The sequence below is a fragment of the Paraburkholderia sp. BR10882 genome, from assembly GCF_040948855.1.
In the GTDB taxonomy this organism is placed as follows: Bacteria; Pseudomonadota; Gammaproteobacteria; order Burkholderiales; family Burkholderiaceae; genus Paraburkholderia; species Paraburkholderia nodosa_A.
The window spans coordinates 103,114-123,082 of the sequence record NZ_JBFPKP010000009.1 but is presented as its reverse complement, the minus strand read 5'-3'; the positions used below and the strand labels follow the sequence as shown (position 1 = coordinate 123,082).

Genomic DNA, 19,969 nt, shown 5'->3' with positions numbered 1-19,969 from the left:
GTGTTTAGAACCGGTAGTTGAGCCCCGCGAACGCCGTGATCTCGCGGCGGCTCTCGGTGATCGGGCTGTCGGCGGCGTAATGTTGAAGGCGTCCGAACGTCGCGTTCACCGAACCGACCCAGTGCTTCGAGAAGTCGTGCGTCATGTAGAACGTCATGTGCAGATCGCGAATGCCCGCGCCCGGCGAATAGGCCGGCAAGCCGGATGCCGCACTCTCATCCGGCGTCACACCGAACAGCGTGCGCGTGTAGACGCCGTTCGCCCACGTGAGCCCCGGTCCCACCGAGAACAGCCAACCCGTTAGCGGCAGCGACACATAGAGGTCCGCCGTTGCCGTCGTACCTTGCCCGTGGCCGCTGATGTCCTGATACATGGCAACGGCGCCCGTGAACGCCCACGCCGTGTAATCGGCAAAAAGGCGCAGCTTGGGGCCGTCATCGACATTGCTCAGACCGTGCAGATGCGGGTCGTCCGACACGGTGCGCGACTGGAAGTCGAAGCTCAGCGAAGCGCCCACATGGTAGTTCTCCGCGGAAATCACGTTCACGCCCAGCACGTCCGGCCCTTGCGAGAAGAAGCGGTCGCGGTACGAGATATCGAGCGACGGGAACGGATAGAACTTCATGTGGCGCGCGCCCGGATACTCGGGCGCGAAATAGGCGCCCGGACCGATCGAGATTTTCCACGGCGAGTCGGTTGTTGCGGTACTGGACGTATCGGTATCGGCCCACGCGTGCGAGGCCAGGGTCAGCGCGGCGACGCACGCCAGCCCTTTCGTTGCTACGGATTGCTTCACGTGTTTTTCCTTCCCACTGCCGCCAGTTGGCGCAGACGCCGGGCGAGCGCCTTGGAGACGACCGGCGCGTCTTTCGCGCCGCGCGCGACTTCGCTCTCGCGCAGGAACAGGGCCGTTTCGCGCGCAACGATCTCGCGTTCGTTGTCCGAGGTGATCATGTGATACGAATCGTCGAGCCACAGCGTGCGCAGGAAGTTCGAGCCGATGCGATCGATCACGTGGCGCGGATTGCGCGGGCTCGACGTTTCGTCGTCGATCGCGTGGATCACGAGCGTGTCGTTCTCGATCGCGGGGACATCCTTGCGCGCCGCGCGCGCGAGGCGCAGCGCCTGATGCAGCGCGGGCAGCGCGATCGTCGAGGGGCCGACCTCGCTGAAGTCGCTGCGCTGCATGGCGCGCGCGATCTTCTTGCGCAGCGCTTCGTTACGCACGCCGAACGGTTCGGCCTCGCGATAGCGGTAGCGGTGGCGCAGCGGCGTGAAGTATGCCCAGTCGAGCAGGAAGCGATACCACGGGATTGCCCAGCCGTCGTAGGCGAGCGTGAGCGAGAGCAGGACCAGCGATTGGGCTGCGGGGCGCTTGCGAATCAGACGCAGCGCAAGCGCGCCGCCGATCGACAGCCCGCAGATCGAGACGCGCTCGTAGCGCGCCGCCAGGGCGTCGAACTCGCGCGCGGCGTTTTCGACCCATTGTTCCATCGGCAGCTGGTCGGTGCCGGCGCTATAACCGTCGATGACGGGGGCGCATACCGTGAACCCTTCGCCCTGCAGATAGCGCGCAAGGTAGCGCAGCTCGATCGGCGAGCTGGAGAGTCCATGAAGCATGAGCACGGCGTGGCCGTCGCCTTCGCAGAAAAAGCGCGTGGATTGCACGGCTGGCGCTTCGGCAGCGGCCAGCTCCAAGTCGAGCGTCGCCATGTCAGCTCTCCGTGCGCAGCACGAGAAAATCGCCTGCGTGAGTGGTGAAGCGTTCGCAGTTGCAATTGACGTGCCGGTACTCGCGCCTGGGCTGCTCGTTGCGCAGACGCACGCGATGATGGCCGGGCGACAGTGCGTGCGTGAGGCGCTGCACGTCGTCGGGATGCAGCGCGTCGAAGAGCGGACCGGGCGCGACTTCGGCGGCGGCCGGCAGCGCTTGCGACATGCTCTGTCCCACGCTCGCGCGCTGGGCGGCATTGCGCTCGAGCCCCTTGATGAGGATGAAGCCTTCATGATGCTGCGCGAGATGCCGCAGCAGGCGATGCGTTTCGTCGACGGCGCGGCGCGCCAGCGCGCGCTCGTTGTCGTGGCGCAGCAGCATTTCGTAGCGGGACTGCGCGACGGAGGTGATCAACTGCGCGCGAAACTGCTCGCGTCGCAGACGCTCGATCAGCGTAATCACGATGATCGTGACGAGCGGATAGGACACCATCAGGATCACATCGCGGGTGTCGAGAAATGTAATGTAATTGTAGGGAGGCACGAACATATAGTCCGCAATGGCGAGACCCAGCACCATCACGGTCAGCGCAGGCGCGAGGCCGAGGAAGTATTCGACCAGCGAAGCGGCAATACAGAACGTCGTGCCCGGCATCATCGGGCCGAGCAGGGGATGGAGTGCGAAGCGGATGGCGCTCGCGAGCACGAGCGCGCCAGCGGCAATGCACCACCGGCGCGGGCCTCTTGGCGCCCAGAGGCGGGCGTTACGGACTTTCATGGTTTCCCGGGTCGCCCGCCGCGTGACGGGCCGTCGCGCGCGTATTGCGCATGGGCAATCGCTGACGCCTTAGTTGTGAGCAGTGCAAGGAATTCGACAGGAACGGCAAAACGGAGCAGCGGTGACCGGCCTGTCACCGTCAGCCCTCTGACGATTTTTGCGTGTCCCGGATATTACCACTGTTTACAATCATCGGATCAGCCGTGCGAGGCCGCCGGGAAACCGTGGGAGCTTTAGAAGTCAGGCTTCCACGTCGGCCAGGCTGAATATTCCGGTCTTGTCGTTATACGAAAAGATTTCGGCGTAGCGGCCCCAGGCAATCACGGTGTCGAGCGTTTCCTCTGCGGCGTCGTCGGCAAGCAGATCCTCCAGTTCCTGCTCGAAGCGCACGCGCGGGGCGCGATGTCCAGGGCGCTCGTTGAGCACCGTGTTGATCCGTGCGGCCAGCGGCACGTTGCGCAGCAAATGTTCGGCGAACATCAGCTTGCGCTCCTGCGTACTGAATTCGTTGAAGGTCTTGCCCGCGTGCGTGAGCACCACGTCGCCTTCGCTGACCTCCGCAAAGCCGAGATACTGCAGCATTTCCGCGACCGGGAAGAGCTCGTCGACCTCCAGTTGCAGCGCTCGCGCGATTTCCGGCATGTCTGCGCGGCCGTTGTAAGGCGCGGCGGCCAATGTTTCGATCAGGCCCGCCATCAGGTTCACCGACATGCCCGGCAGCCAACTGCCCGGTTCGAGTTCGGGTTTCGCCGGGCCGCCCGGCTGGCGCGCGGTCATTTTCGCGTAGATCTCGTCGACGAGCGCGCGGAACGCCGGGTCGAGGCGATTGCGCGGGTGCTTGAACGCCACCGGAATTTCGGCCACCACGCGGCCGGGGTTCGACGACAACACGAGAATGCGGTCGCACATGAATACCGCTTCCTCGATGTTGTGTGTGACGATCAGCACCGACTTGATCGGCAGGCGGCCTTGCGTCCACAGGTCGAGCAGGTCGGTGCGCAGCGTTTCGGCAGTGAGCACGTCGAGCGCCGAGAAGGGCTCGTCCATCAGCATCAGCGTGGGATCGACCACGAGCGCGCGCGCAAAGCCCACACGCTGGCGCATGCCGCCCGACAGCTCGCGCGGGTAAGCGTTTTCGAAGCCGTCCAGACCGATCAGGTCGATCGCCGCGAGCGCGCGCTTGCGCCGCTGGTGCGGGCCGACGCCGATCGCCTCCAGTCCGGCCTCGACGTTTTCCAGCACCGTGAGCCACGGGAACAGCGCGAAGGTCTGGAACACCATCGCGACGCCTTCGGCCGGACCGCGCAGCGGTTTGCCGAGGTAGTTCACGTCGCCGCTGGTAGGCGGAATCAGGCCCGCGATGATGCGCAGCAGCGTGGACTTGCCGGAGCCCGAGCGGCCCAGCAAGCCGACGATCTCGCCTTCACGCAGCGTGACGTTCACGTCGTCGAGCACCAATTGCTCGCTCGGGTTCTTGCCGAAGCCGCGGCACACGTGCTGGACGCACATCACGTCCTGGCCGATGCGGGGCCGCGTCTGCGCCATGTCGGGAGCGATCGTTTTGAGGTTTTGCATGAGATTGATACTCAATCAAGGCGAAGACAGGACTCGGCATACGCGTACAACAGCCGATTCATGGCGAAACGAAAAGCGCGCGAAAGGGAATATTCAACTCGCGGCCACGATCAGGGAGCGCTTCGCTTTTTCAACGATGGCGAATCTTCGTGACCGGAGTTTGGCAGAACTTAGGAAAGCCGGGACTTGATGCGGCGCCACAGATTCTTCCAGGGGTGACGGCGGACAGGTTCGAGCGACAGCAGCGCTTCGTAGTGCGCGCGCGCCTCGTTGACGTGAGGCAGATGCGACAAAAGCAGACCGAAAATCATGATGTTTCTCCGGACGTCTGGCGTGTATGGGCGAGTGCGAAGCCCGCAGACGCGGGCGCTAGCGCTCGCGAGGTTGCGCCAATGCCAAGCAGAGCAGAGATTCGATTCTGAAGGTTGAAACAACGCGATTGAAAGAAATGGGAGTCTGCGGGGCTGTTGCTGCCCGGCCTCGTGTTTATGCTTTTTTTACTTGCTTTTTGGCCTGCGTGCCCAATACAATCCGCCCCGTCATAGCAAAGGAGTCCTCCGTGGACGCATGTTCTAGTAGTGGAAGTCCGATGCCGGCCAGCGCCGGCAGCACCACCGCGAGATAGTCGCCGCAGGTTCACTCCTTCGCCGCTAACTCGCTTACGCCGGGTTAGCGCGCTCCGTTACTGACTGGTCTCAGTCGCCTTCGCGACCAGTCTGCCAGCAGCACGCTCCCTCTTGTCGATTGCCATTTGCAAGCTTGCTTGCAGGAATGGCTGCGCTTTCGCATTTCGTCCGCTTTTGAAGCGGTCAACGCGGGGGGATGATGTTCGTCTTTCTCTTTCCTGTTTTTCAGCTGCGCGCGTTGCGGGCTGTCTGCCGTCGCGCACGGGCGCTGATGGCCGCAGCGGCGCTCGCCTGCCTGCACGGCTTCGCTTTCGCGGCTGCGGTTCGCGCCACGCCCGCCGGCGTGTGCCGCCGTTCGCTGCACCTCGCACGCCGCGTCGCGCATGTGGCGGCGCGCGGCGCGCTGCGCACCGTTCACGCGGGGCATCCGCTCACGCCCACGGGTTACGTGCTTCTCGGCGCGACCGTAGCCGCAGCCGCACTGGTTTCGCTGCTGTGCGCGTCCGCTTGCGCCTGCACCTCCGAGCCGGAGCGTCCTCTATGGCGGCATTCGGGCTTCGCGTAGAAAACCTGCGCGCCGGACACAGTTTCATCAAGCTTCGCAGGCACGCTCTGCGTTGAATAGCGGCCTCGTCCGCAACTTACTACAGCCCCACAAATACTATGAAAAACATCCTCAAGAGCAGGCTGCTCGGTTCTGGCGCACCTATTACACTGAGCGCGGTTCTCTCGCTGGGCGTCGTGCCCGCCGCCTTTGCGCAGACCAGCAGCGATAATGCGTCCGCTCAACCGGCTCCGCCTGCAGCTGCTTCGTCATCGGGTGCAGCGGATCAGCAACAAGCGCCCGCTGCCGATCAGAACGCTGCCGCGCCCACGGGCCTTTGGGAACGCTCGAATCTCTTCGGCGACATGGGCGGCTTGCGGCCCTGGCTCGCCCAGTACGGCTTGTCGTTCGGCCTGCAGGAAACCAGCGAGTACATGGGCAACGTGAGCGGCGGAACGAGTCGCGGCGGCGCCTATCAAGGCGTGACCGAGTTCAGCCTCGGCATGGACACGCAGAAGGCGTTCGGTTTGCCTGGCGGCATCTTCAATGTGTCCGGCTTCCAGATTCACGGCACGAGCCTGACTTCGCGCAATCTGCAAACGCTGCAGAACGCGAGCGGCATCGAGGCCGATGCCTCGACCCGCCTGTGGGAATTGTGGTACCAGCAGACGTTGCCCGGCGGCAAGGTCGACGTGAAGGTCGGTCAGCAAAGCCTCGACCAGGAGTTCATGGTCAGCCAGTATGCAAATACGTTCATGAACGCGACGTTCGGCTGGTCGGTGGTGCCGTCCGTCGATCTGCCAGCGGGCGGTCCTGCGTATCCGCTTTCGTCGCTCGGCGTGCGCGTGCGTGCTACGCCTACGGACGCGATCACCGTGCTCGGCGGCGTATTCGACGGCAACCCGGCGCCGGGCGATGGCGACCCGCAAAAGCTCAACGCGAGCGGCACGAATTTCAACCTGGGCAATGGCGCGCTGGTGATCGGCGAAATTCAATACGCAATCAATCAGCCGCCCGCCAATAATTCGGATCCCAAACCAGGTGGCATGCCCGGTACCTACAAGCTTGGCTTCTGGTACAACAGCAACCGCTTCGCCGATCCGGCAACGGGCGTGACGGGCGTGGGCGGCCCGGTCAGCCATCGTGGCAACTACAGCATTTATGCCGTGGCGGACCAGATGGTGTGGCGTCCGAGCGCCGATAGTCCGCAGTCGGTGGGCGTGTTCGCGCGCGTGATGGGCGCGCCCGGCGACCGCAACCTGGTGGACCTCGGGATCAACGCGGGCGTGACGCTCAAGGCGCCGTTCAAGGGACGCGACAACGACGTGGCCGGCCTGGCCGTTGGCTACGCGCACATCGGCTCGCATGCGCAGGACTACGCGAGCGCCCAGGCGGTCTCGACGCCCGGCTACCCGTCGCGCAGCGCGGAGACAGTTCTGGAAGCGACTTACCAGTATCAGATCGCGCCATGGTGGCAATTGCAGGCGGATTTTCAGTACTTCTTCCGCCCGGCCGGCGGTATTCCGGACCCGCAGAACGCGTCGCGACGTATTGGCGACGAGGCGGTGTTCGGCGTGCGTACGACAGTCGCGTTCTGATTGGAAAACGCCGCTCCTGCCGCTGGCTTGGCGGCGGCAGGAGCATGCAGGATGACGAGGCGTTGCGTGGTCTGCCCGAAAATATGGACGAAAGACGAGGGAAGACCCCGATTGGTCGTACTTGCGATTGATCTAGACTCCAGGGGCAAGTGCTGCGCAGCTATTCGATGCGGCACCAGTTTCCAGACGCAGATTTCGTTCCATGAAGCATCCGATCCAGGGATGGCTTTTGGGTGTCTCTCTGCTGGCGCTTGCCAGCGTCTCGGCGGCCGAACCCGCCAAGTCGGCGCACACCCAGAAGCCTGTCCAGAAGCACGTCCAAAAGCACGTCCAAAAGCACGTCCAGAAGGACGCGAGCGGCCACGCCCCGAAACACGCCGTTGCGGCCGCACCGGCGCCGGCGGCGCCATCCGTCTCTTTGCCCGCCATTGCTAAGCGCTTCGAGTACCAGTCGCCGTTTGAACGGCAGTACGACGCGCATCTGGCGAAGACCACCGCTGCAACGCCTGGCACTCCGGATGAGACCGGCGGCGCGGTCGATGCGGCAGGCAACGGGGCGCGCACGCCCGGAGCCCAGGTTGACGGCAACGGGATCCCCAACCAGGCGCTCCATCCGCAAACGCCGCCGCTCGTCACGGTCGGCGACTGGGATCTCTCCGCCGATGCGCATCTTCCGCTGTCGCGCTCGCATGACACCGGGGCGGCGATCAGCGCCCGGCATGGGTTCTAACGCGCGAGCCGAAAATCCCCCGCCACCCGCTTCCTTACCGCCGCGAGGTAATTGGTAAGGCATAGCCGTTGTGACACGTTGCTCCCGGAAATGCGAATGAGGCGAGTCAGTAAGCTGACAACCTCAACTTCCGCAAAAAAAATCCTCCCGGACCCACGCCCCATGTCACAACGACGCCCAACCTGTTCGCGCATTCTGGGTCAGTTCCTGCTCCCCGTGCTGCTTAGCTCGACGCTGATGCTGCAGGGCTGCGCGACCACCGCGGAAAATATTGCCCTGGGTTTTGGTATCGGCTCGGTCGGTACGATCTCCGCCCTGGGTTGCCTGCTCGCCTGCCAGATGAACGACGCGCGCTGGTAGCCGACGCTCAGTAATACATCCAGCGCCCATACTGCGGCGACCAGTACACCCAGCGTGCCGGCGGTTGCTGATACTGCGCGCCCCACGGTGCGGGTGGCGGGTAATAAGCGGGGCGGGGCTGAGCGTACACGGGCTGCTGCTGCGGGTATTGCTGCTGGGCGTATTGCTGCGCATATACCGGTTGCTGCTGCGCGTAGGCGGGCGGCTGCGCGTAGGCCGGCCGCTGCTGCGCATACGCCGGCTGCTGGGCATAGCCATACGGCTGGGGCGGCGGCGCGTATTGCTGGGCCTGCGGCGGGACTTGCTGCTGGACCCGTGGCTGCGCCGGTTGGTAGTAGGGCTGGGCGTAACCCTGGCCTTGCGTCGAGTAGATCTGCGCAGAGCGCGGCGGCTCCGGTTCGTCGACGGTTTCGTCGCTCGCCAGCGACTCCGGCGGCGCGACGTCGTCCTGCGCGGGCGGCGTGGCCGCAACGGGGCGATGGTTCGCACTCGCCTGCGCGTAGGCGTGCGCCTGCGCTTGCGGCTGCGGTTGCCGGGCGGCCGCAGCCGGCGCTGCGTTGGCTGCGTGCGCGACGGTGGCGCGCGCGTTCGTCTGCTCGGGCGCCGCCGCTGCGGCCGGAGCAGCGGCGGTGGAGTCCTGGACGTCTTGCGCCTCTTGAGTCTCTCCCGCGCTGTGTTCGCTTTGCGCGCCTTGCCCATCCGCGAGCGGCTTGACCACGACCGGTACGGTCATGACCGTCGAGACCTCGCCCGCGTCGCTATACGTATGCTTGATGTCGAGGATAGGTTTCTGCGCCGCCGCGCCGGCGGCCTTCTTCGCGGGCGCTGCAGCAGGCGCCGCAGCGGGAGCCGCCGCCTGCGCCATCTCCTCCCTGGCTGCCTTGTAACCCCTGTCATAGGCTGCCTGGACTTCGCGGTCCTGCGCCGTGGCGTCTTCCTCCTTGCTATAGGCGTGAGACGCTGCCGATATTGCGCAGCCCGTTGCAAGCAATGCAATGGCCGTCGCGTGCCGTGCGGTCGTGTCCATGGAGGGACCTCTAATTCTGTTCTTTGATGATCTCATCGTACTACGCGGCTGATGACATTCAAGCGGCGGAAAACCCCCTGGGTATGCAGACGAACGCAAGCGCTTACCCCGCCGACGCTTGCGCCAGCAATCACTGCCAGAATGCGGCCAGGCGGCTCTGCTTGACGTCGGTCGTGCGGCACGAAAGGAAATGCGTTTCGCGTCAAAAGCGCGTGAAGCGGTCGGCGCCGACCTCCACCAGATCGCCGCGCGCAAGCTCGCGCTCGGCGAGGCGCGTGCTTTCGAGCACGATGCACATGCCGTCGGCCGCCGCCGAAATCGCCAGCGCCGCGCGATCGAACAACGGGCGCGGCCGGTCGGTCAACGGCAGACCGTTCGCGGCGAACCGGTCGCGCCAGGTCACGCGGCTCGATGGGCTGTCGATCAGCGTGGCCTCCTGCATCAACGCTTCCACCGAGCTTGCGCTCGTAAGCAACGCGGGCGAGCACATCGGCACGCGGCTCTGGCTGTAGAGCAGGCGCAGCGCCTCCGGGGTCGGATCGATGCGGCGATTGCGCCGGATGAAGAGCGGTCGCCCGAAATACGCCTCGAGCTCCTTGACCTGATGGCTGATCGCCGACGGTGTGAGATGGAGTTCGCGAGCCGCGAGCGCGAAGCTCTGGAGCCGTGCCGCGGCTTCAAAGGCGCGCAGCAGCACAAAATTCGGGATTTTGCGCATGGGGCCCGGACTCTTCTGAACGGTGGGCTTGGGAAATCGCTTCCAGGCCTGCCATCACGAATCGCGCGTAGTCCAAAACCATTGCGTCACGTTTGGTGCAAGCGGCGGCCAGAACCGCCGCTTGCACTCGCCTCGGGACGCCAGGCGAAACCGCGCATGCCAGGCGCTGCTCGCGCGCAAGTTATCGGGATTCCGAAAGAGTTGCCGATGCGCAATAGCCGAGCTGCGTCGCCGCCTTTTCGGCGAGTGCGAGGAGCGCGTTGTCCGTCGTTGGCGTGGGCGGCACGATGTAGAGATCGGCGATATCGGTCACCGGATCGCTGAACGGCGTTGGGGCGCTGCGCTGGGCGTGCAGAAAATCGCGCATCGGCGCAGGGTCCGCGAGGCCCAGAAAACGGCTGATGCTCGCGATTGTCGTATCCGCATCCTCGATGAGATTGCGATAGCCGATCGTCAGCGCCTGCTCATTCGGGATTTCGGCGAAGAAGTCGATGATCTCGCTCACATACTGGCCCCAGACGCGCACGCCGTCGTTGACGGACCCGATCCAGTGCTTGCGCACCAGAGAATTGGCAACCCAGCCAGGATCGCGATGAAGATGGATGAAGCGAGCGTTGGGCAGCAACTCGTGGATGAGCCTCAGGCACGATCCGGAGCGCGGCAAGCGCTCGATTGCGCCGGTGCGCCCGGAAAGAATCGTCGGATCGGCGTAAGGGGGATGCTTGTCGCCCCAGATCGGTGCCGACATGTCGAGGTCTTCACGATAGAAGCGCTCGACCCAGGCGCCGAGCGTGCGCCGGCTATAAGCGTTGAAGCGGTCGCGGCAGGCCGCGCCAAGAAGATCGGGGCGCTGGCTGTCCACATCCAGCATTTCCTTGACCAGCGCGAAAATACGGCATTCGTTGGTGAGCTGGATGTGCGGGTGCGCATTGAGAACCGAGCAGAGGAACGTCGTTCCCGAGCGGGGTGCGCCGACAATGAATAGCGGAAAAGAATGCATTCTGCCTCACCTCTGTTGCGTCCTGCGCCATGGCTTCGTTTGCATCGATCTTACCTGCCGACGCTGGCGCGAAACTGACGCCGCGATGGCCAGGGTGACAAAGCGGTTATGCCGGCCGGGCTACCGGGCAGCGTGAGAGCTAGCGCCGGGAAGGTTGATTGCGGCCACAACGAAGCCCGCATTGGCGAGCACTTCGCCCAGGTCATGGGGAAGAAAGAACTGCGGATACGAGGAGTCCGAATGCGCAGCACTTTCCGCACTGCAAGGTGAGTCATCCTGATTTCCTGCCGCATGCGCGACTGCGCAACTTATCAGGCTGCCGAAAACCACGGCAATCGTCACTGCAAGCCGGTTTCTCATGACAGTTGCGCCTCGATTGCAGACTTGTCGATGACCGACCAGACCTGTGCGATTTTCCCGTCGCGCCAGGCGTAGAAGACATTTTCCGAAAACACGATGCGCCGCCCGTCGACAGGCAAGCCCAGAAAGACTTGTCGAGGCGTGCAATCAAAACGTAAGCGGGTGGCAACGAGCGGCGGCTCGACGGCAAGCAGTTCGATTTCGAAGCGCAAATCGGGAATGTCGTGAACGTCCCGTTCCAGCATGGCGCGATATCCCGCGAGGCCAAGCGGGCGTTCGTTGTGAATCGCGTCCTGAGCGACGAATTCCCCGAGAGAAGCCCAATCGCGCCGGTTCAGGCAGTCGATGTAGCGCCGGTAAAGGGTGCTCAGTTGCTGTGCGTCCAATACGGTCTCCTGATCGGATGACGAAGCATACGCGATGGTAGACGAAAGCGGCATGAGGGGCCTCGAACGCGCCGTATGGGCATGCGAACCGTGCGCGCCCGGTCTCCCGCGCCCTGGCACCTCCTTGCGCATCCTGGATGCGACGAGATCGGGAGGGCATGAGCAATGAAAGACATATCGGCACTCGCAGTGGTGCGAAGAGAGAACGCGTGCACGCTCGATGCACGCATTCTGCTCGACGAGATGAGCGCCATGCTGGCGCTCTACCGGGGGGACAGCGTGCAGTCGCAGTTCTACCTGGGCGACCTGGGTTCGGCGCGCAGCGCCTTTGTCATGGCGCGCACCATGGATGGCCTCGCGATCGGCTGCGGCGCGCTGTGCCGCTTCTCGTTCGAGGTGGCCGAATTCCAGTGCCTCTACCGTCGGCCCGAATGGCCTGGAACCGGCACGGCGATTCTTCGTTTTCTCGAGACGGTGGCGGCCGGGGCGGGCTATCGGCGCGTCATTCTTCAGGTGCGCGAAGCCAACCGGCGCGCGATCGCGTTTTATCAACGGCACGGTTACGAGCGGGCTGAGCCGTTCGCGGATTGTGCCGGTTTGAGCGACGTGCGGTGCTTCGCGAAGGCGCTCCCGCTCCGCGCGGACGAATGACGCTGCCCCTCCGCCCGCGCGACGGGAGGCACAGAGATTGCGGGAACGAGGGGTTGGGGCGCGGCCTGCGGCCCGCGCACCGCCGCAACTATCGACGAGGAGGGACGTCTTTCGATGCCGGAGGAAGCACTGTGGTTTTTGCTGATCGGCGTGCTGCTGATGTTCGTGGCGCTCGCGCGCGGCCCGATCGCGCGTCTACCGCTCACGGGCGCGATGATCTATCTGGCCGTGGGCGTGGTCGTCGGACCCGGTGTGCTCGGGCTCGTGCATGCCGACCTTGCGCAGAACGTGCGCACGCTCACCGTCGTGGCAGAAGCCGGGCTCGTGATTTCGCTGTTTTCGGTCGGCATGCACCTGCGCGTGCGGCTACGCGACCGCCTCTGGCATTTGCCGCTGCGCCTGGGCGTGCTGGCCATGGCGCTCAGTGTCGCGCTGATGTACGCGTTCGGCGTGGCGTTGGGTGCGGCCACCGGCGTGGCCCTGTTTCTTGCCGCGGCGCTCGCGCCGACCGACCCGGTGCTCGCCAACGAGCTGCGCGTTCATGAGGCCGGCGACGCCGAGCCCGTGCGATTCGCGCTCTCGGGCGAGGGCGGCCTCAACGACGGCGCGGCGATGCCGTTTGCGCTGCTCGGCCTCGCGTTGTGCGGCGTGCATGGTGTCGGCACGCAGAACGCGGCGGCATTCGCCGGGTGGGTGGCGTGGGGCATCGCGGGTGCGCTCCTCGTGGGTACCGTGCTCGCTACGCTGTGCGTGCGCATCGTATTCCATCTGCGGACTCGATATGGCGAAGCGGTGGGCCTCGACGGCTTCATCGCGATCGGGTTGATGTCAGTGACTTACGGCGTGGCGCTGCTGTTGCATGCGTACGCGTTCGTGGCCGTATTCGCGGCGGGCGTGGCGCTGCGTCACGAGGAACTGCGCGCAACGGGCGAGCGCCGCCCCGCAGAAGCGCTCGAAAGCGTGCAACTCGGCGAGCGCACCGAGGTCGCGAAAGACCCGCAGCGCGCGCATGCCTGGCTCGCCGAAGGCATGACGGGCTTCACACTGGAAATCGAGCGGCTGGCCGAATTCTCGGTACTGCTGATCATTGGCTGTGTGATTTCCGCGCATTGGCGCGAGATGCTCGATCTGCGCCCCGTGCTGTGCGCACTCGTGCTGGTGTTCGTTGCGCGGCCCCTGGCCGTGTTCGCGGCAATGGCGGGTTCGCACGCGGACGCGCCGCAGCGCGTGCTGATGGCGTGGATGGGCATACGCGGCGTGGGTGCGTTCTACTACGCGGTGTGGGGCATCGACGAGGCCGGCGACGTGTTGCGGCCCGTGCTGCCCGCGGCACTCGACGCGATCGTGCTGTCCGTCGTGCTGCACGGCGCGACGGCGGGCTACGTGCTCGAACGCTATTACCGGCGCCAGGAAGCGCTCGCAGCAGCGGAGCGCGGCGTGCGCGCGAGGCAAGCGTACGACTAGCCGGCGGGTGGCGCGGCACGCATCGATGTAGACCCGGGTCGTGCCGCATCCAGCCCGATGGTTACGGCACGCGCCGCTGGGAAATGTCTTCGAGCGTATTGGCGATGCGCTCGCGCTGCGCGCCGTCGCAGCGCGTGGCGATGTCGCCGAGTGAGAGCGTGCCGACCAGTTCGCGTTCGTGGTTCACCACCGGCAGCCTGCGCACCTGCGCCTCCGCCATGCGGCGCTGAACGACGTTCACGTCTTCGTCCTCGTAGCACCACTGGACGCCCGAGGTGGCCACGTGCGAGACCGTTTCCTCGCCCGTGCAACCCTGGGCAAGCCCGCGCATGGCGAGGTCGCGGTCGGTCACCATGCCGACGATCTGCTCGCCTTCGCATACCGGCAGCGCGCCGATGTCATGGTCGCGCATGAGCTCTGCGGCGTGCCGGATTGTCGTATCTGGCGCGATATGGACGACCTCGCGTGACATCACTTCGCGAACCTGGGTCATTGTCTTCTCCTTTCGTGGTTGTCGTGTCTTTTCTCATGCAAATTGCGCCGCGCGCTCGAACCGCTCGGGCGGCACGTGCGGCGGCGGATCGCCTTCGGGCAGCGTGGGCGGCGGGCGGTCGTCCGGTTGCGGCGGCAGCGGCGGGCGTTGCGGGTCGTCCAGCGGATCGGGCGGCGGCAAATGAAACGACGTCATGCAGGCGTACGGCATCGGCATGAATAACTCCTGTGGAGAGGCCATGGCGGTTGGAGGTGAGACACTTGCGTGCTACTGCGGTTTGGACACTTTCAGCTCGTTCGTTACGTAGACCACGCCGTCGAGCCCGTGGACCACGCTTTCGGCCTTGTCGCGCTGCGCCTCGTCGGGGACGGTGCCCGTGAGCGTGACGGCGCCGCGCTGGGTGGTGACGTGCACGTCGCTGGAGTTCACGCCGTCTGCGGCCATCAGCGCGGCCTTTGCGTGGGCGGTGATGAACGTATCGCTTGCCTCGCCGCCGTAACCCGGATTGCCCCCCGCGAGATTGTGCGGCGGCAACTGATTGGGCCGCGCGGCGGCCGGAGACTCGCCGCTGGCCGCCTGTGGGCTACTCTGAGAAAGCGCTAACTGCGTGCCGAGCACGACACAGAGGCCGACGAGGCCCGCGCGCAAGGCGCATTGCAACGGGTACATGGCAGCCTCCTTCACTTTGAGAGCCACAACTTGCCTGCCGCAACAGGCGTGCCGCAGCACTCGGCGCGTCCCGAGACACGCATCGCTCTCGCAAAAGCCGGTTCGGGCACAGCCGGTGCGCATAGGCGGGGAGACCTTTTCAAAGGAGCCGGCAATGCTTTACTACGCGATCGTTTTCTTCGTGATAGCCATCATCGCGGCTGTGTTCGGGTTTGGCGGGATTGCGGCGGGCGCCGCGAGCATCGCCAAGATTCTGTTCGTCATCTTCGTGATTCTCTTTCTGGCGAGCTTGCTATTTGGCATCACGAGGCGATAAACACTCCCCGGCGGCGGACAAGGCGCCACTTCGCCTGGGCATGCATGATGCGCGCGCCGGGGAGAAAGCGGCATGGAACCGTTGAAAATCGTGGTCATAGCCGCTTCGCGCGACGGTTTTTCTGCGCTGCGTACGCTCGCGGCCGGGCTCCCTGGCGATTTGCCGGCCGCCGTGTGCGTGGTTTTGCATATTGGCCGCCACAAAAGTACGCTGCCCGAACTGATGTCGCGCAGCGGTCCGCTGCCAGCCGCCCACGCCGCCGATGGCGAAGTGATACAGGCGGGCCGGATTTACGTGGCGCCGCCCGACCGGCATCTGATCGTCGAGAAAGGGCGCCTTCGGCTCTCCGATGGCGCAGCCGAGAACTTCTCGCGGCCCGCCGCCGATCCCTTGTTTCGCAGCGCCGCCATGGCGTACGGCAGCAAGGTGGTCGGCGTCGTGCTGAGCGGCGATCTCGACGATGGCTCAGCGGGCCTCGCAGCGATTCGCGCGTGTGGCGGCGCGTGTCTCGTGCAGGATCCGCAGGAATGCGAAGCGTCGTCCATGCCTGCAGCGGCCCTGCGCGCGGTAGACGGCGCGGCGACGGTGGCCGGCATTCAGGACATGGCTGCCGCGATCGGCGACGCCGTGCGTGCGGCGCCATTGGCTACCCTGGCTAAGGAGCGTGCCATGAAAGCGGGCTCGCAAACTGAAGAGGAGGCGCGTGTGGCCGCGCGCGGGTTCGTTTCGCCCGAAGAACTCGACAACGTCGGCGAACGCACAGCCCTCACATGCCCCGAGTGCGGCGGTACGCTCTGGCAGATAAAGAACGCGCGTCCACGCCGTTACCGTTGCCATACGGGTCACGCGTTTTCGGAGATGTCGCTCGAGGAGGGCATCGTCAGTCAGGTGGAGCGCGCACTGTGGACCGCGGCGCGCTCCGTCAGGGAGCACCTGGTGTACGCCCGCGAACGCAAGGACTGGGCTCAGCGTTCCGGCGACAGCGACTTCCTCGTAGTCGAAAGCGCGCGCGTGGCGAGGGCGCAGGAACTCGAAGCCATCATGCTTGAAGCGCTACGCGCGGTGGCGCGTACATCCGGCGTGAGCGGCTAGGACGCGTCGAGCAGATTGGTCGGCAGGCAATTCAGGAGTCCATCGATCATGAAAATCACCTTTCCCGAAGGACCGGTCGAGTACGACACGGAGGAACTCGCGCTAACCTTTGTTGCCGTGGCGGATTCCGTCCCTGTGGACTGTGCCATTACGGCCGAAGCGCTGGAAGACCGCTTCGGCGCGAGATCGCTGCGCGAGCCCGATCTGCGCCAGGCATTTCACCGCAACCGCGACGCAATCGAAGCGGCGGCCGCCCGCCTCATCGAAGAGACGGACGGCAAGCCCGTGATGCTGCACAGCGGCTATTTGCGCATGTACGGCACCGGCAGGCACTGACGACTCGTACTACTCGCCCGCGCCAGCCTTGCAGCGCGCAATCTGCTTCTTCGCTTCTTCGACCACGCGCTCCGGCGTGAAGCCGAATTTGGTCTTCAGCGCCTTGAGCGGCGCGGAGGCGCCGAACGTGTGCATCACGATCTGCGAGCCGAAGCGGCCGACGTAGCGGTCCCAGCCGAGTGTCGCCGCCTGCTCCACGGCCACGCGTGCATGGATGTGCGCAGGCAGCACCGACTCGCGGTACGCCTCGTCCTCCAGTTCGAACACGTCCCATGACGGCATTGAGACCACGCGCGCTGCGATGCCCTCCTGTTTCAGCGTCTCATAGGCGGCAATGCAAAGCGAAACTTCGCTGCCCGTGGCGAGCAGCAGGACTTCGGGCTGCTTGCCGTCGGGTGCGTCGGCGAGCACGTATGCGCCGCGCCGCACGCCTTCCGCGCTCGCATATTTTTTGCGGTCGACGGTGGGCAGCGGCTGGCGCGACAAGACCAGGCAGGCCGGTTCGCGCGAACGTGCGAGCGCTGCGCGCCAGGACTCGGCGACTTCGTTGGCGTCGGCGGGGCGCAGCGTGAGCAGGCCCGGCACAGCGCGCAGCGAGGCGAGCTGTTCGATCGGCTGGTGCGTGGGCCCGTCTTCGCCGAGGCCGATCGAATCGTGCGTGAACACGAAAACGACGGGCAGCTCCATGATTGCGGCGAGCCGGATCGGCGGCTTCATGTAGTCGCTGAAAATCAGGAACGTCGACGCGAAAGGCCGTAAGCCCGAAAGCGCGAGGCCATTGGAGACCGCGCCCATGCCATGTTCGCGAATGCCGAAGTGCAGGTTGCGGCCGTCGTAGTGATCGCGCTCGAAGCTGCCCGCGCCTTCGAACTTGAGATTGGTTTTGGTCGAGGGCGCGAGGTCGGCGGCGCCGCCGATCATCCACGGCACGCGTTGCGCAATGGCGTTGAGCACCTTGCCCGACGACTCGCGCGTGGCCATGCCCTTTTCGTCGGCCTCGAAGGTGGGAATATCGGCGTCCCAGCCGTCGGGCAGCTTGCCATCGAGCATCAAGCTCAGTTCCTTCGCTAGCTCGGGGTAGCGCTTCGCGTAGTCCTCGTAGCGTTGCTTCCATGCTTCGTGCTCTGCCTTGCCACGCGCGCCCATGCCTTGCGCGAAACGTTCGTACACGCCATCGGGTACGAGGAAATGCGCGTCCTCGGGCCAGCCGTACGCGCGCTTGGCGAGGCGCACCTCGTCCTCGCCCAGCGCCTCGCCGTGCGCCGCCGCCGTGTCCTGCCGGTTCGGCGCGCCCCAGCCGATGATGCTCTTCACCACGATGAGCGTCGGCTTGTCGGTCACGGCCTGCGCTTTTTCGATGGCGGCTTCGATGGCATTCGTGTCGTTCGCGTCGTCCACGTGCAGCGTGTTCCAGTGGTAGCCGCGAAAGCGCGCTTCGACATCGTCGCTATAGGCGAGGTCGGTATGGCCCTCGATCGTGATGCGGTTGCTGTCGTAGAACCAGATCAGATTCGACAGACCCAGATGGCCCGCGAGCGAAGCCGCTTCATGCGAGACGCCTTCCATCATGTCGCCGTCGCCGCACACCGTGTAGACGCGGTAGTCGAAGATCCTGGCGTCCGGGCGATTGAAGTGCTGCTCGAGCCAGCGCCCGGCCATGGCCATGCCCACGCTGTTGCCGAGCCCCTGGCCGAGCGGCCCGGTGGTCGTCTCGATACCTGTCGTCATGCGATATTCCGGGTGCCCCGGCGTCACGCTGTCGATCTGGCGGAAGTGTTTGATATCGTCGAGCGAGACCGCGGGCTTGCCCGTGAGCTTGCCATTCTCATCGAGGGCCTGCACGCCCGCGAGGTGCAGCAGCGAGTACAGCAGCATTGAAGCGTGGCCGTTCGAGAGCACGAAGCGGTCGCGATTGGGCCATAGCGGCGCGGCAGGGTCGTAACGCAGATGATGCTGCCAGATCTGGTACGCAAGCGGCGCGAGCGCCATGGGCGTGCCGGGGTGGCCGGAATTGGCCTTTTGCACGGCGTCCATCGACAGGGTTCGGATCGTGTCGATGACGAGGCGGTCGAGATCGGATGGGTCGGCTTTCGTGGGCCTGGCATTCGACGATGAGTTCGATGACATGAGCGGAGACTCCTCGGCAGGGGCGCACTGCAACCGGGCGGCAGCGCGCGAAGGGATGGACGCGCAAACGCGGTGCCAGCCAACGCATGGCGGTTTGCACCGTACTCTGGATCGCGTCTGGAACCGATGGGCATAGCCTTTGCGGATTGAGACTACTCCTCTTTCCGATTACCGGCCCCGATGCGCACCACATCACAACGCAAAATTGCTCTCATCACCGGTGCGGGCGCGGGCGTGGGCCGCGCCGCTGCGCAAGCGTTCGCGCGAGCGGGCTACGACGTCGCGCTGCTGTCGCGCGAACCCGAACGGCTCGCGCGGGCCGCTGCGCAATTACAGGCAGCCTACAGTGTGCGCGCGCTTGCGGTGCCCACCGACGTCGCCGACGCGCAAGCCGTCGAAGCAGCCGCGGCGCGGGTCGAGCGCGAACTGGGCGAAATCGACGTGTGGGTGAACGTCGCCATGGCGACCATTTTTGCGCCGCTCTCGTCGATCTTGCCGCACGACTTCGAGCGTGCGACCCAGGTGACGTATCTCGGCCAGGTGTACGGCACGATGGCGGCGCTCGCGCGCATGCGCACGCGCAATCGCGGCGCGATCGTCAACGTGGGGTCGGCGCTCGCCTCGCGCGCAATCCCGCTGCAATCTGCGTATTGCGGCGCGAAGTTCGCGGTGCGCGGCTTTACCGACGCCGTGCGATCGGAGCTGATTCACGATGGCCTCGACGTGCACATCTCGCTGGTCTATCTGCCCGCCATCAACACCCCGCAGTTCGACTGGGCAGCCAACCGTACCGGGCAGGAGGCACGGCCCGTTGCGCCCGTGTATGAGCCCGAAGTCGCCGCGCGCGCCATTCTGTTTGCTGCGCAACATCGGCGGCGCACGCTCTGGCTGGGCTGGTCCACGGTGCGCGCGATCATCGCCGACCTGATCGCGCCGGGACTGCTCGACCGCTATCTCGCGCATGCAGGGTATCGCGGACAATTGACGGGCCACCCGCGCGCGCCCGACGTGCCCGACAACCTGCATGCACCCGTGCCGGGCGAGATCGGCGCGCACGGCCGCTTCGACCGTGAAGCCCGCAATGGCGGCGCGCCGCTCTTCACCGATCGCCATGTGCATGCGTTGATGGGCGGTGTGGCGATGGGTGTCTTTGGCGTGGCGATGGCATTCGCACGTTTGCGCAGGCAGGCGCGCTCACGCAGGTAATCGTATCGCTAGAGCACGCTCGCCGCTCACGTTCGGCACGCAGGATGCGCATGCGCGCTGGTGCACCTCACCGACGTACGCGACGGCGCATCGGTGCAAGTGCTCATCGACGCTACGGTCGCGCGTTTCAGGCGCTTCGACGTGCTGTATCGCGGGCGTAATCGTGTTTCTCGCGAAGACGCGCGCTTCATCACCGGTGC

The 19,969-nt window shown here is 65.3% G+C and carries 22 protein-coding genes and 1 pseudogene; 10 read left to right on the top strand and 13 right to left on the bottom strand.

Going from position 1 to position 19,969, the window contains the following annotated elements; genetic code table 11:
* Positions 1-4 precede the first annotated feature (4 nt).
* From AB3X99_RS23060 to AB3X99_RS23040, 5 genes are all read right to left on the bottom strand, one after another.
* Positions 5-796 (bottom strand): MipA/OmpV family protein, encoded by a 792-nt coding sequence (locus AB3X99_RS23060; protein ID WP_069263230.1) that lies wholly within the window; start codon positions 794-796, stop codon positions 5-7.
* Complete coding sequence (locus AB3X99_RS23055) at positions 793-1,620, bottom strand: carboxylesterase (RefSeq protein ID WP_256094613.1); 828 nt, start codon at positions 1,618-1,620, stop codon at positions 793-795. The genes AB3X99_RS23060 and AB3X99_RS23055 overlap by 4 nt, the downstream gene beginning before the upstream one ends.
* 94 nt (positions 1,621-1,714) lie before the next feature.
* The gene (locus tag AB3X99_RS23050) at positions 1,715-2,491 is read right to left on the bottom strand and encodes a DUF4118 domain-containing protein (RefSeq protein ID WP_069263232.1); all 777 of its coding nucleotides are present in this window, start codon (positions 2,489-2,491) and stop codon (positions 1,715-1,717) included.
* A gap of 240 nt (positions 2,492-2,731) precedes the next feature.
* The gene (locus tag AB3X99_RS23045; RefSeq protein ID WP_368618250.1) at positions 2,732-4,066 is read right to left on the bottom strand and encodes an AAA-associated domain-containing protein; all 1,335 of its coding nucleotides are present in this window, start codon (positions 4,064-4,066) and stop codon (positions 2,732-2,734) included.
* Between the two features lie 170 nt (positions 4,067-4,236).
* The gene (locus tag AB3X99_RS23040; protein WP_176732856.1) at positions 4,237-4,377 is read right to left on the bottom strand and encodes a hypothetical protein; all 141 of its coding nucleotides are present in this window, start codon (positions 4,375-4,377) and stop codon (positions 4,237-4,239) included.
* Positions 4,378-4,888: 511 nt separating this feature from the next.
* Here AB3X99_RS23040 and AB3X99_RS23035 point away from each other — a divergent pair.
* The 4 genes from AB3X99_RS23035 to AB3X99_RS23020 all read left to right on the top strand — a co-directional run bounded on the left by AB3X99_RS23035 (position 4,889) and on the right by AB3X99_RS23020 (position 7,924).
* Complete coding sequence (locus AB3X99_RS23035) at positions 4,889-5,257, top strand: hypothetical protein (protein ID WP_342948662.1); 369 nt, start codon at positions 4,889-4,891, stop codon at positions 5,255-5,257.
* Between the two features lie 98 nt (positions 5,258-5,355).
* Entirely contained in the window at positions 5,356-6,834 is a 1,479-nt protein-coding gene (locus AB3X99_RS23030; RefSeq protein WP_342948663.1) for a carbohydrate porin, read from the top strand.
* A gap of 202 nt (positions 6,835-7,036) precedes the next feature.
* A complete protein-coding gene (locus tag AB3X99_RS23025; protein WP_368618249.1) occupies positions 7,037-7,564 on the top strand; it encodes a hypothetical protein in 528 nt (175 codons plus the stop codon).
* Between the two features lie 162 nt (positions 7,565-7,726).
* Positions 7,727-7,924 (top strand): hypothetical protein, encoded by a 198-nt coding sequence (locus tag AB3X99_RS23020; protein WP_368618248.1) that lies wholly within the window; start codon positions 7,727-7,729, stop codon positions 7,922-7,924.
* Between the two features lie 7 nt (positions 7,925-7,931).
* Here AB3X99_RS23020 and AB3X99_RS23015 read toward each other — a convergent pair whose 3' ends face one another.
* The 4 genes and pseudogenes from AB3X99_RS23015 to AB3X99_RS23000 all read right to left on the bottom strand — a co-directional run bounded on the left by AB3X99_RS23015 (position 7,932) and on the right by AB3X99_RS23000 (position 11,415).
* A complete protein-coding gene (locus AB3X99_RS23015; protein WP_368618247.1) occupies positions 7,932-8,951 on the bottom strand; it encodes a hypothetical protein in 1,020 nt (339 codons plus the stop codon).
* 205 nt (positions 8,952-9,156) lie between these two features.
* A pseudogene (locus AB3X99_RS23010) lies at positions 9,157-9,669 on the bottom strand (LysR family transcriptional regulator); the annotation flags it as partial.
* 181 nt (positions 9,670-9,850) lie between these two features.
* A complete protein-coding gene (locus AB3X99_RS23005) occupies positions 9,851-10,669 on the bottom strand; it encodes a sulfotransferase (RefSeq protein ID WP_368618246.1) in 819 nt (272 codons plus the stop codon).
* Between the two features lie 356 nt (positions 10,670-11,025).
* Positions 11,026-11,415 carry an ester cyclase gene (locus AB3X99_RS23000; protein ID WP_368602663.1) on the bottom strand — a complete coding sequence of 130 codons (390 nt, stop codon included), beginning with the start codon at positions 11,413-11,415 and terminating at the stop codon, positions 11,026-11,028.
* A gap of 252 nt (positions 11,416-11,667) precedes the next feature.
* Between AB3X99_RS23000 and AB3X99_RS22995 the strand changes: the two genes are divergently transcribed.
* Positions 11,668-12,066: a GNAT family N-acetyltransferase gene (locus AB3X99_RS22995; protein WP_368618245.1), complete on the top strand. Its 399-nt coding sequence runs from the start codon at positions 11,668-11,670 to the stop codon at positions 12,064-12,066.
* A 114-nt stretch (positions 12,067-12,180) separates the two neighbouring features.
* Entirely contained in the window at positions 12,181-13,530 is a 1,350-nt protein-coding gene (locus tag AB3X99_RS22990; RefSeq protein WP_368618244.1) for a cation:proton antiporter, read from the top strand.
* Positions 13,531-13,591: 61 nt separating this feature from the next.
* Here AB3X99_RS22990 and AB3X99_RS22985 read toward each other — a convergent pair whose 3' ends face one another.
* From AB3X99_RS22985 to AB3X99_RS22975, 3 genes are read right to left on the bottom strand one after another with little or no spacing between them, the layout of a single operon-like run.
* Positions 13,592-14,023 carry a CBS domain-containing protein gene (locus AB3X99_RS22985; protein WP_069263251.1) on the bottom strand — a complete coding sequence of 144 codons (432 nt, stop codon included), beginning with the start codon at positions 14,021-14,023 and terminating at the stop codon, positions 13,592-13,594.
* 33 nt (positions 14,024-14,056) lie between these two features.
* Positions 14,057-14,239, bottom strand: a complete 183-nt coding sequence (locus AB3X99_RS22980; RefSeq protein WP_069263253.1) for a hypothetical protein — start codon at positions 14,237-14,239, stop codon at positions 14,057-14,059.
* 51 nt (positions 14,240-14,290) lie between these two features.
* Positions 14,291-14,692: a BON domain-containing protein gene (locus tag AB3X99_RS22975; RefSeq protein ID WP_368618243.1), complete on the bottom strand. Its 402-nt coding sequence runs from the start codon at positions 14,690-14,692 to the stop codon at positions 14,291-14,293.
* Between the two features lie 154 nt (positions 14,693-14,846).
* On the opposite strand from AB3X99_RS22975, the gene AB3X99_RS22970 reads away from it, so the two are divergent.
* The 3 genes from AB3X99_RS22970 to AB3X99_RS22960 all read left to right on the top strand — a co-directional run bounded on the left by AB3X99_RS22970 (position 14,847) and on the right by AB3X99_RS22960 (position 16,436).
* Positions 14,847-15,008 carry a DUF1328 domain-containing protein gene (locus AB3X99_RS22970; protein ID WP_042267338.1) on the top strand — a complete coding sequence of 54 codons (162 nt, stop codon included), beginning with the start codon at positions 14,847-14,849 and terminating at the stop codon, positions 15,006-15,008.
* 72 nt (positions 15,009-15,080) lie between these two features.
* Positions 15,081-16,100: a chemotaxis protein CheB gene (locus AB3X99_RS22965; RefSeq protein WP_069263261.1), complete on the top strand. Its 1,020-nt coding sequence runs from the start codon at positions 15,081-15,083 to the stop codon at positions 16,098-16,100.
* Between the two features lie 48 nt (positions 16,101-16,148).
* Positions 16,149-16,436 (top strand): DUF1488 domain-containing protein, encoded by a 288-nt coding sequence (locus AB3X99_RS22960; RefSeq protein ID WP_069263263.1) that lies wholly within the window; start codon positions 16,149-16,151, stop codon positions 16,434-16,436.
* Between the two features lie 9 nt (positions 16,437-16,445).
* On the opposite strand, the gene tkt is transcribed toward AB3X99_RS22960, so the two are convergent.
* Positions 16,446-18,563 carry a transketolase gene (tkt, locus tag AB3X99_RS22955; RefSeq protein ID WP_368618242.1) on the bottom strand — a complete coding sequence of 706 codons (2,118 nt, stop codon included), beginning with the start codon at positions 18,561-18,563 and terminating at the stop codon, positions 16,446-16,448.
* 180 nt (positions 18,564-18,743) lie between these two features.
* On the opposite strand from tkt, the gene AB3X99_RS22950 reads away from it, so the two are divergent.
* On the top strand, positions 18,744-19,769 hold the full coding sequence (locus AB3X99_RS22950; RefSeq protein WP_368618241.1) for an SDR family oxidoreductase: 1,026 nt from the start codon (positions 18,744-18,746) through the stop codon (positions 19,767-19,769).
* Positions 19,770-19,969 lie beyond the last annotated feature (200 nt).

Excerpts from the sequence above, each read along its gene's own strand:
- AB3X99_RS23055 (WP_256094613.1), bottom strand. The coding sequence starts at position 1,620 with ATGCTTCATGGACTCTCCAGCTCGCCGATCGAGCTGCGCTACCTTGCG.
- AB3X99_RS23050 (WP_069263232.1), bottom strand. The coding sequence starts at position 2,491 with ATGAAAGTCCGTAACGCCCGCCTCTGGGCGCCAAGAGGCCCGCGCCGG.
- AB3X99_RS23045 (WP_368618250.1), bottom strand. The coding sequence starts at position 4,066 with ATGCAAAACCTCAAAACGATCGCTCCCGACATGGCGCAGACGCGGCCC.
- AB3X99_RS23040 (WP_176732856.1), bottom strand. The coding sequence starts at position 4,377 with ATGATTTTCGGTCTGCTTTTGTCGCATCTGCCTCACGTCAACGAGGCG.
- AB3X99_RS23035 (WP_342948662.1), top strand. The coding sequence starts at position 4,889 with ATGATGTTCGTCTTTCTCTTTCCTGTTTTTCAGCTGCGCGCGTTGCGG.
- AB3X99_RS23030 (WP_342948663.1), top strand. The coding sequence starts at position 5,356 with ATGAAAAACATCCTCAAGAGCAGGCTGCTCGGTTCTGGCGCACCTATT.
- AB3X99_RS23025 (WP_368618249.1), top strand. The coding sequence starts at position 7,037 with ATGAAGCATCCGATCCAGGGATGGCTTTTGGGTGTCTCTCTGCTGGCG.
- AB3X99_RS23020 (WP_368618248.1), top strand. The coding sequence starts at position 7,727 with ATGTCACAACGACGCCCAACCTGTTCGCGCATTCTGGGTCAGTTCCTG.
- AB3X99_RS23015 (WP_368618247.1), bottom strand. The coding sequence starts at position 8,951 with ATGGACACGACCGCACGGCACGCGACGGCCATTGCATTGCTTGCAACG.
- AB3X99_RS23005 (WP_368618246.1), bottom strand. The coding sequence starts at position 10,669 with ATGCATTCTTTTCCGCTATTCATTGTCGGCGCACCCCGCTCGGGAACG.
- AB3X99_RS22995 (WP_368618245.1), top strand. The coding sequence starts at position 11,668 with ATGCTGGCGCTCTACCGGGGGGACAGCGTGCAGTCGCAGTTCTACCTG.
- AB3X99_RS22990 (WP_368618244.1), top strand. The coding sequence starts at position 12,181 with ATGCCGGAGGAAGCACTGTGGTTTTTGCTGATCGGCGTGCTGCTGATG.
- AB3X99_RS22985 (WP_069263251.1), bottom strand. The coding sequence starts at position 14,023 with ATGACCCAGGTTCGCGAAGTGATGTCACGCGAGGTCGTCCATATCGCG.
- AB3X99_RS22980 (WP_069263253.1), bottom strand. The coding sequence starts at position 14,239 with ATGCCGATGCCGTACGCCTGCATGACGTCGTTTCATTTGCCGCCGCCC.
- AB3X99_RS22975 (WP_368618243.1), bottom strand. The coding sequence starts at position 14,692 with ATGTACCCGTTGCAATGCGCCTTGCGCGCGGGCCTCGTCGGCCTCTGT.
- AB3X99_RS22970 (WP_042267338.1), top strand. The coding sequence starts at position 14,847 with ATGCTTTACTACGCGATCGTTTTCTTCGTGATAGCCATCATCGCGGCT.
- AB3X99_RS22965 (WP_069263261.1), top strand. The coding sequence starts at position 15,081 with ATGGAACCGTTGAAAATCGTGGTCATAGCCGCTTCGCGCGACGGTTTT.
- AB3X99_RS22960 (WP_069263263.1), top strand. The coding sequence starts at position 16,149 with ATGAAAATCACCTTTCCCGAAGGACCGGTCGAGTACGACACGGAGGAA.
- tkt (WP_368618242.1), bottom strand. The coding sequence starts at position 18,563 with ATGTCATCGAACTCATCGTCGAATGCCAGGCCCACGAAAGCCGACCCA.
- AB3X99_RS22950 (WP_368618241.1), top strand. The coding sequence starts at position 18,744 with ATGCGCACCACATCACAACGCAAAATTGCTCTCATCACCGGTGCGGGC.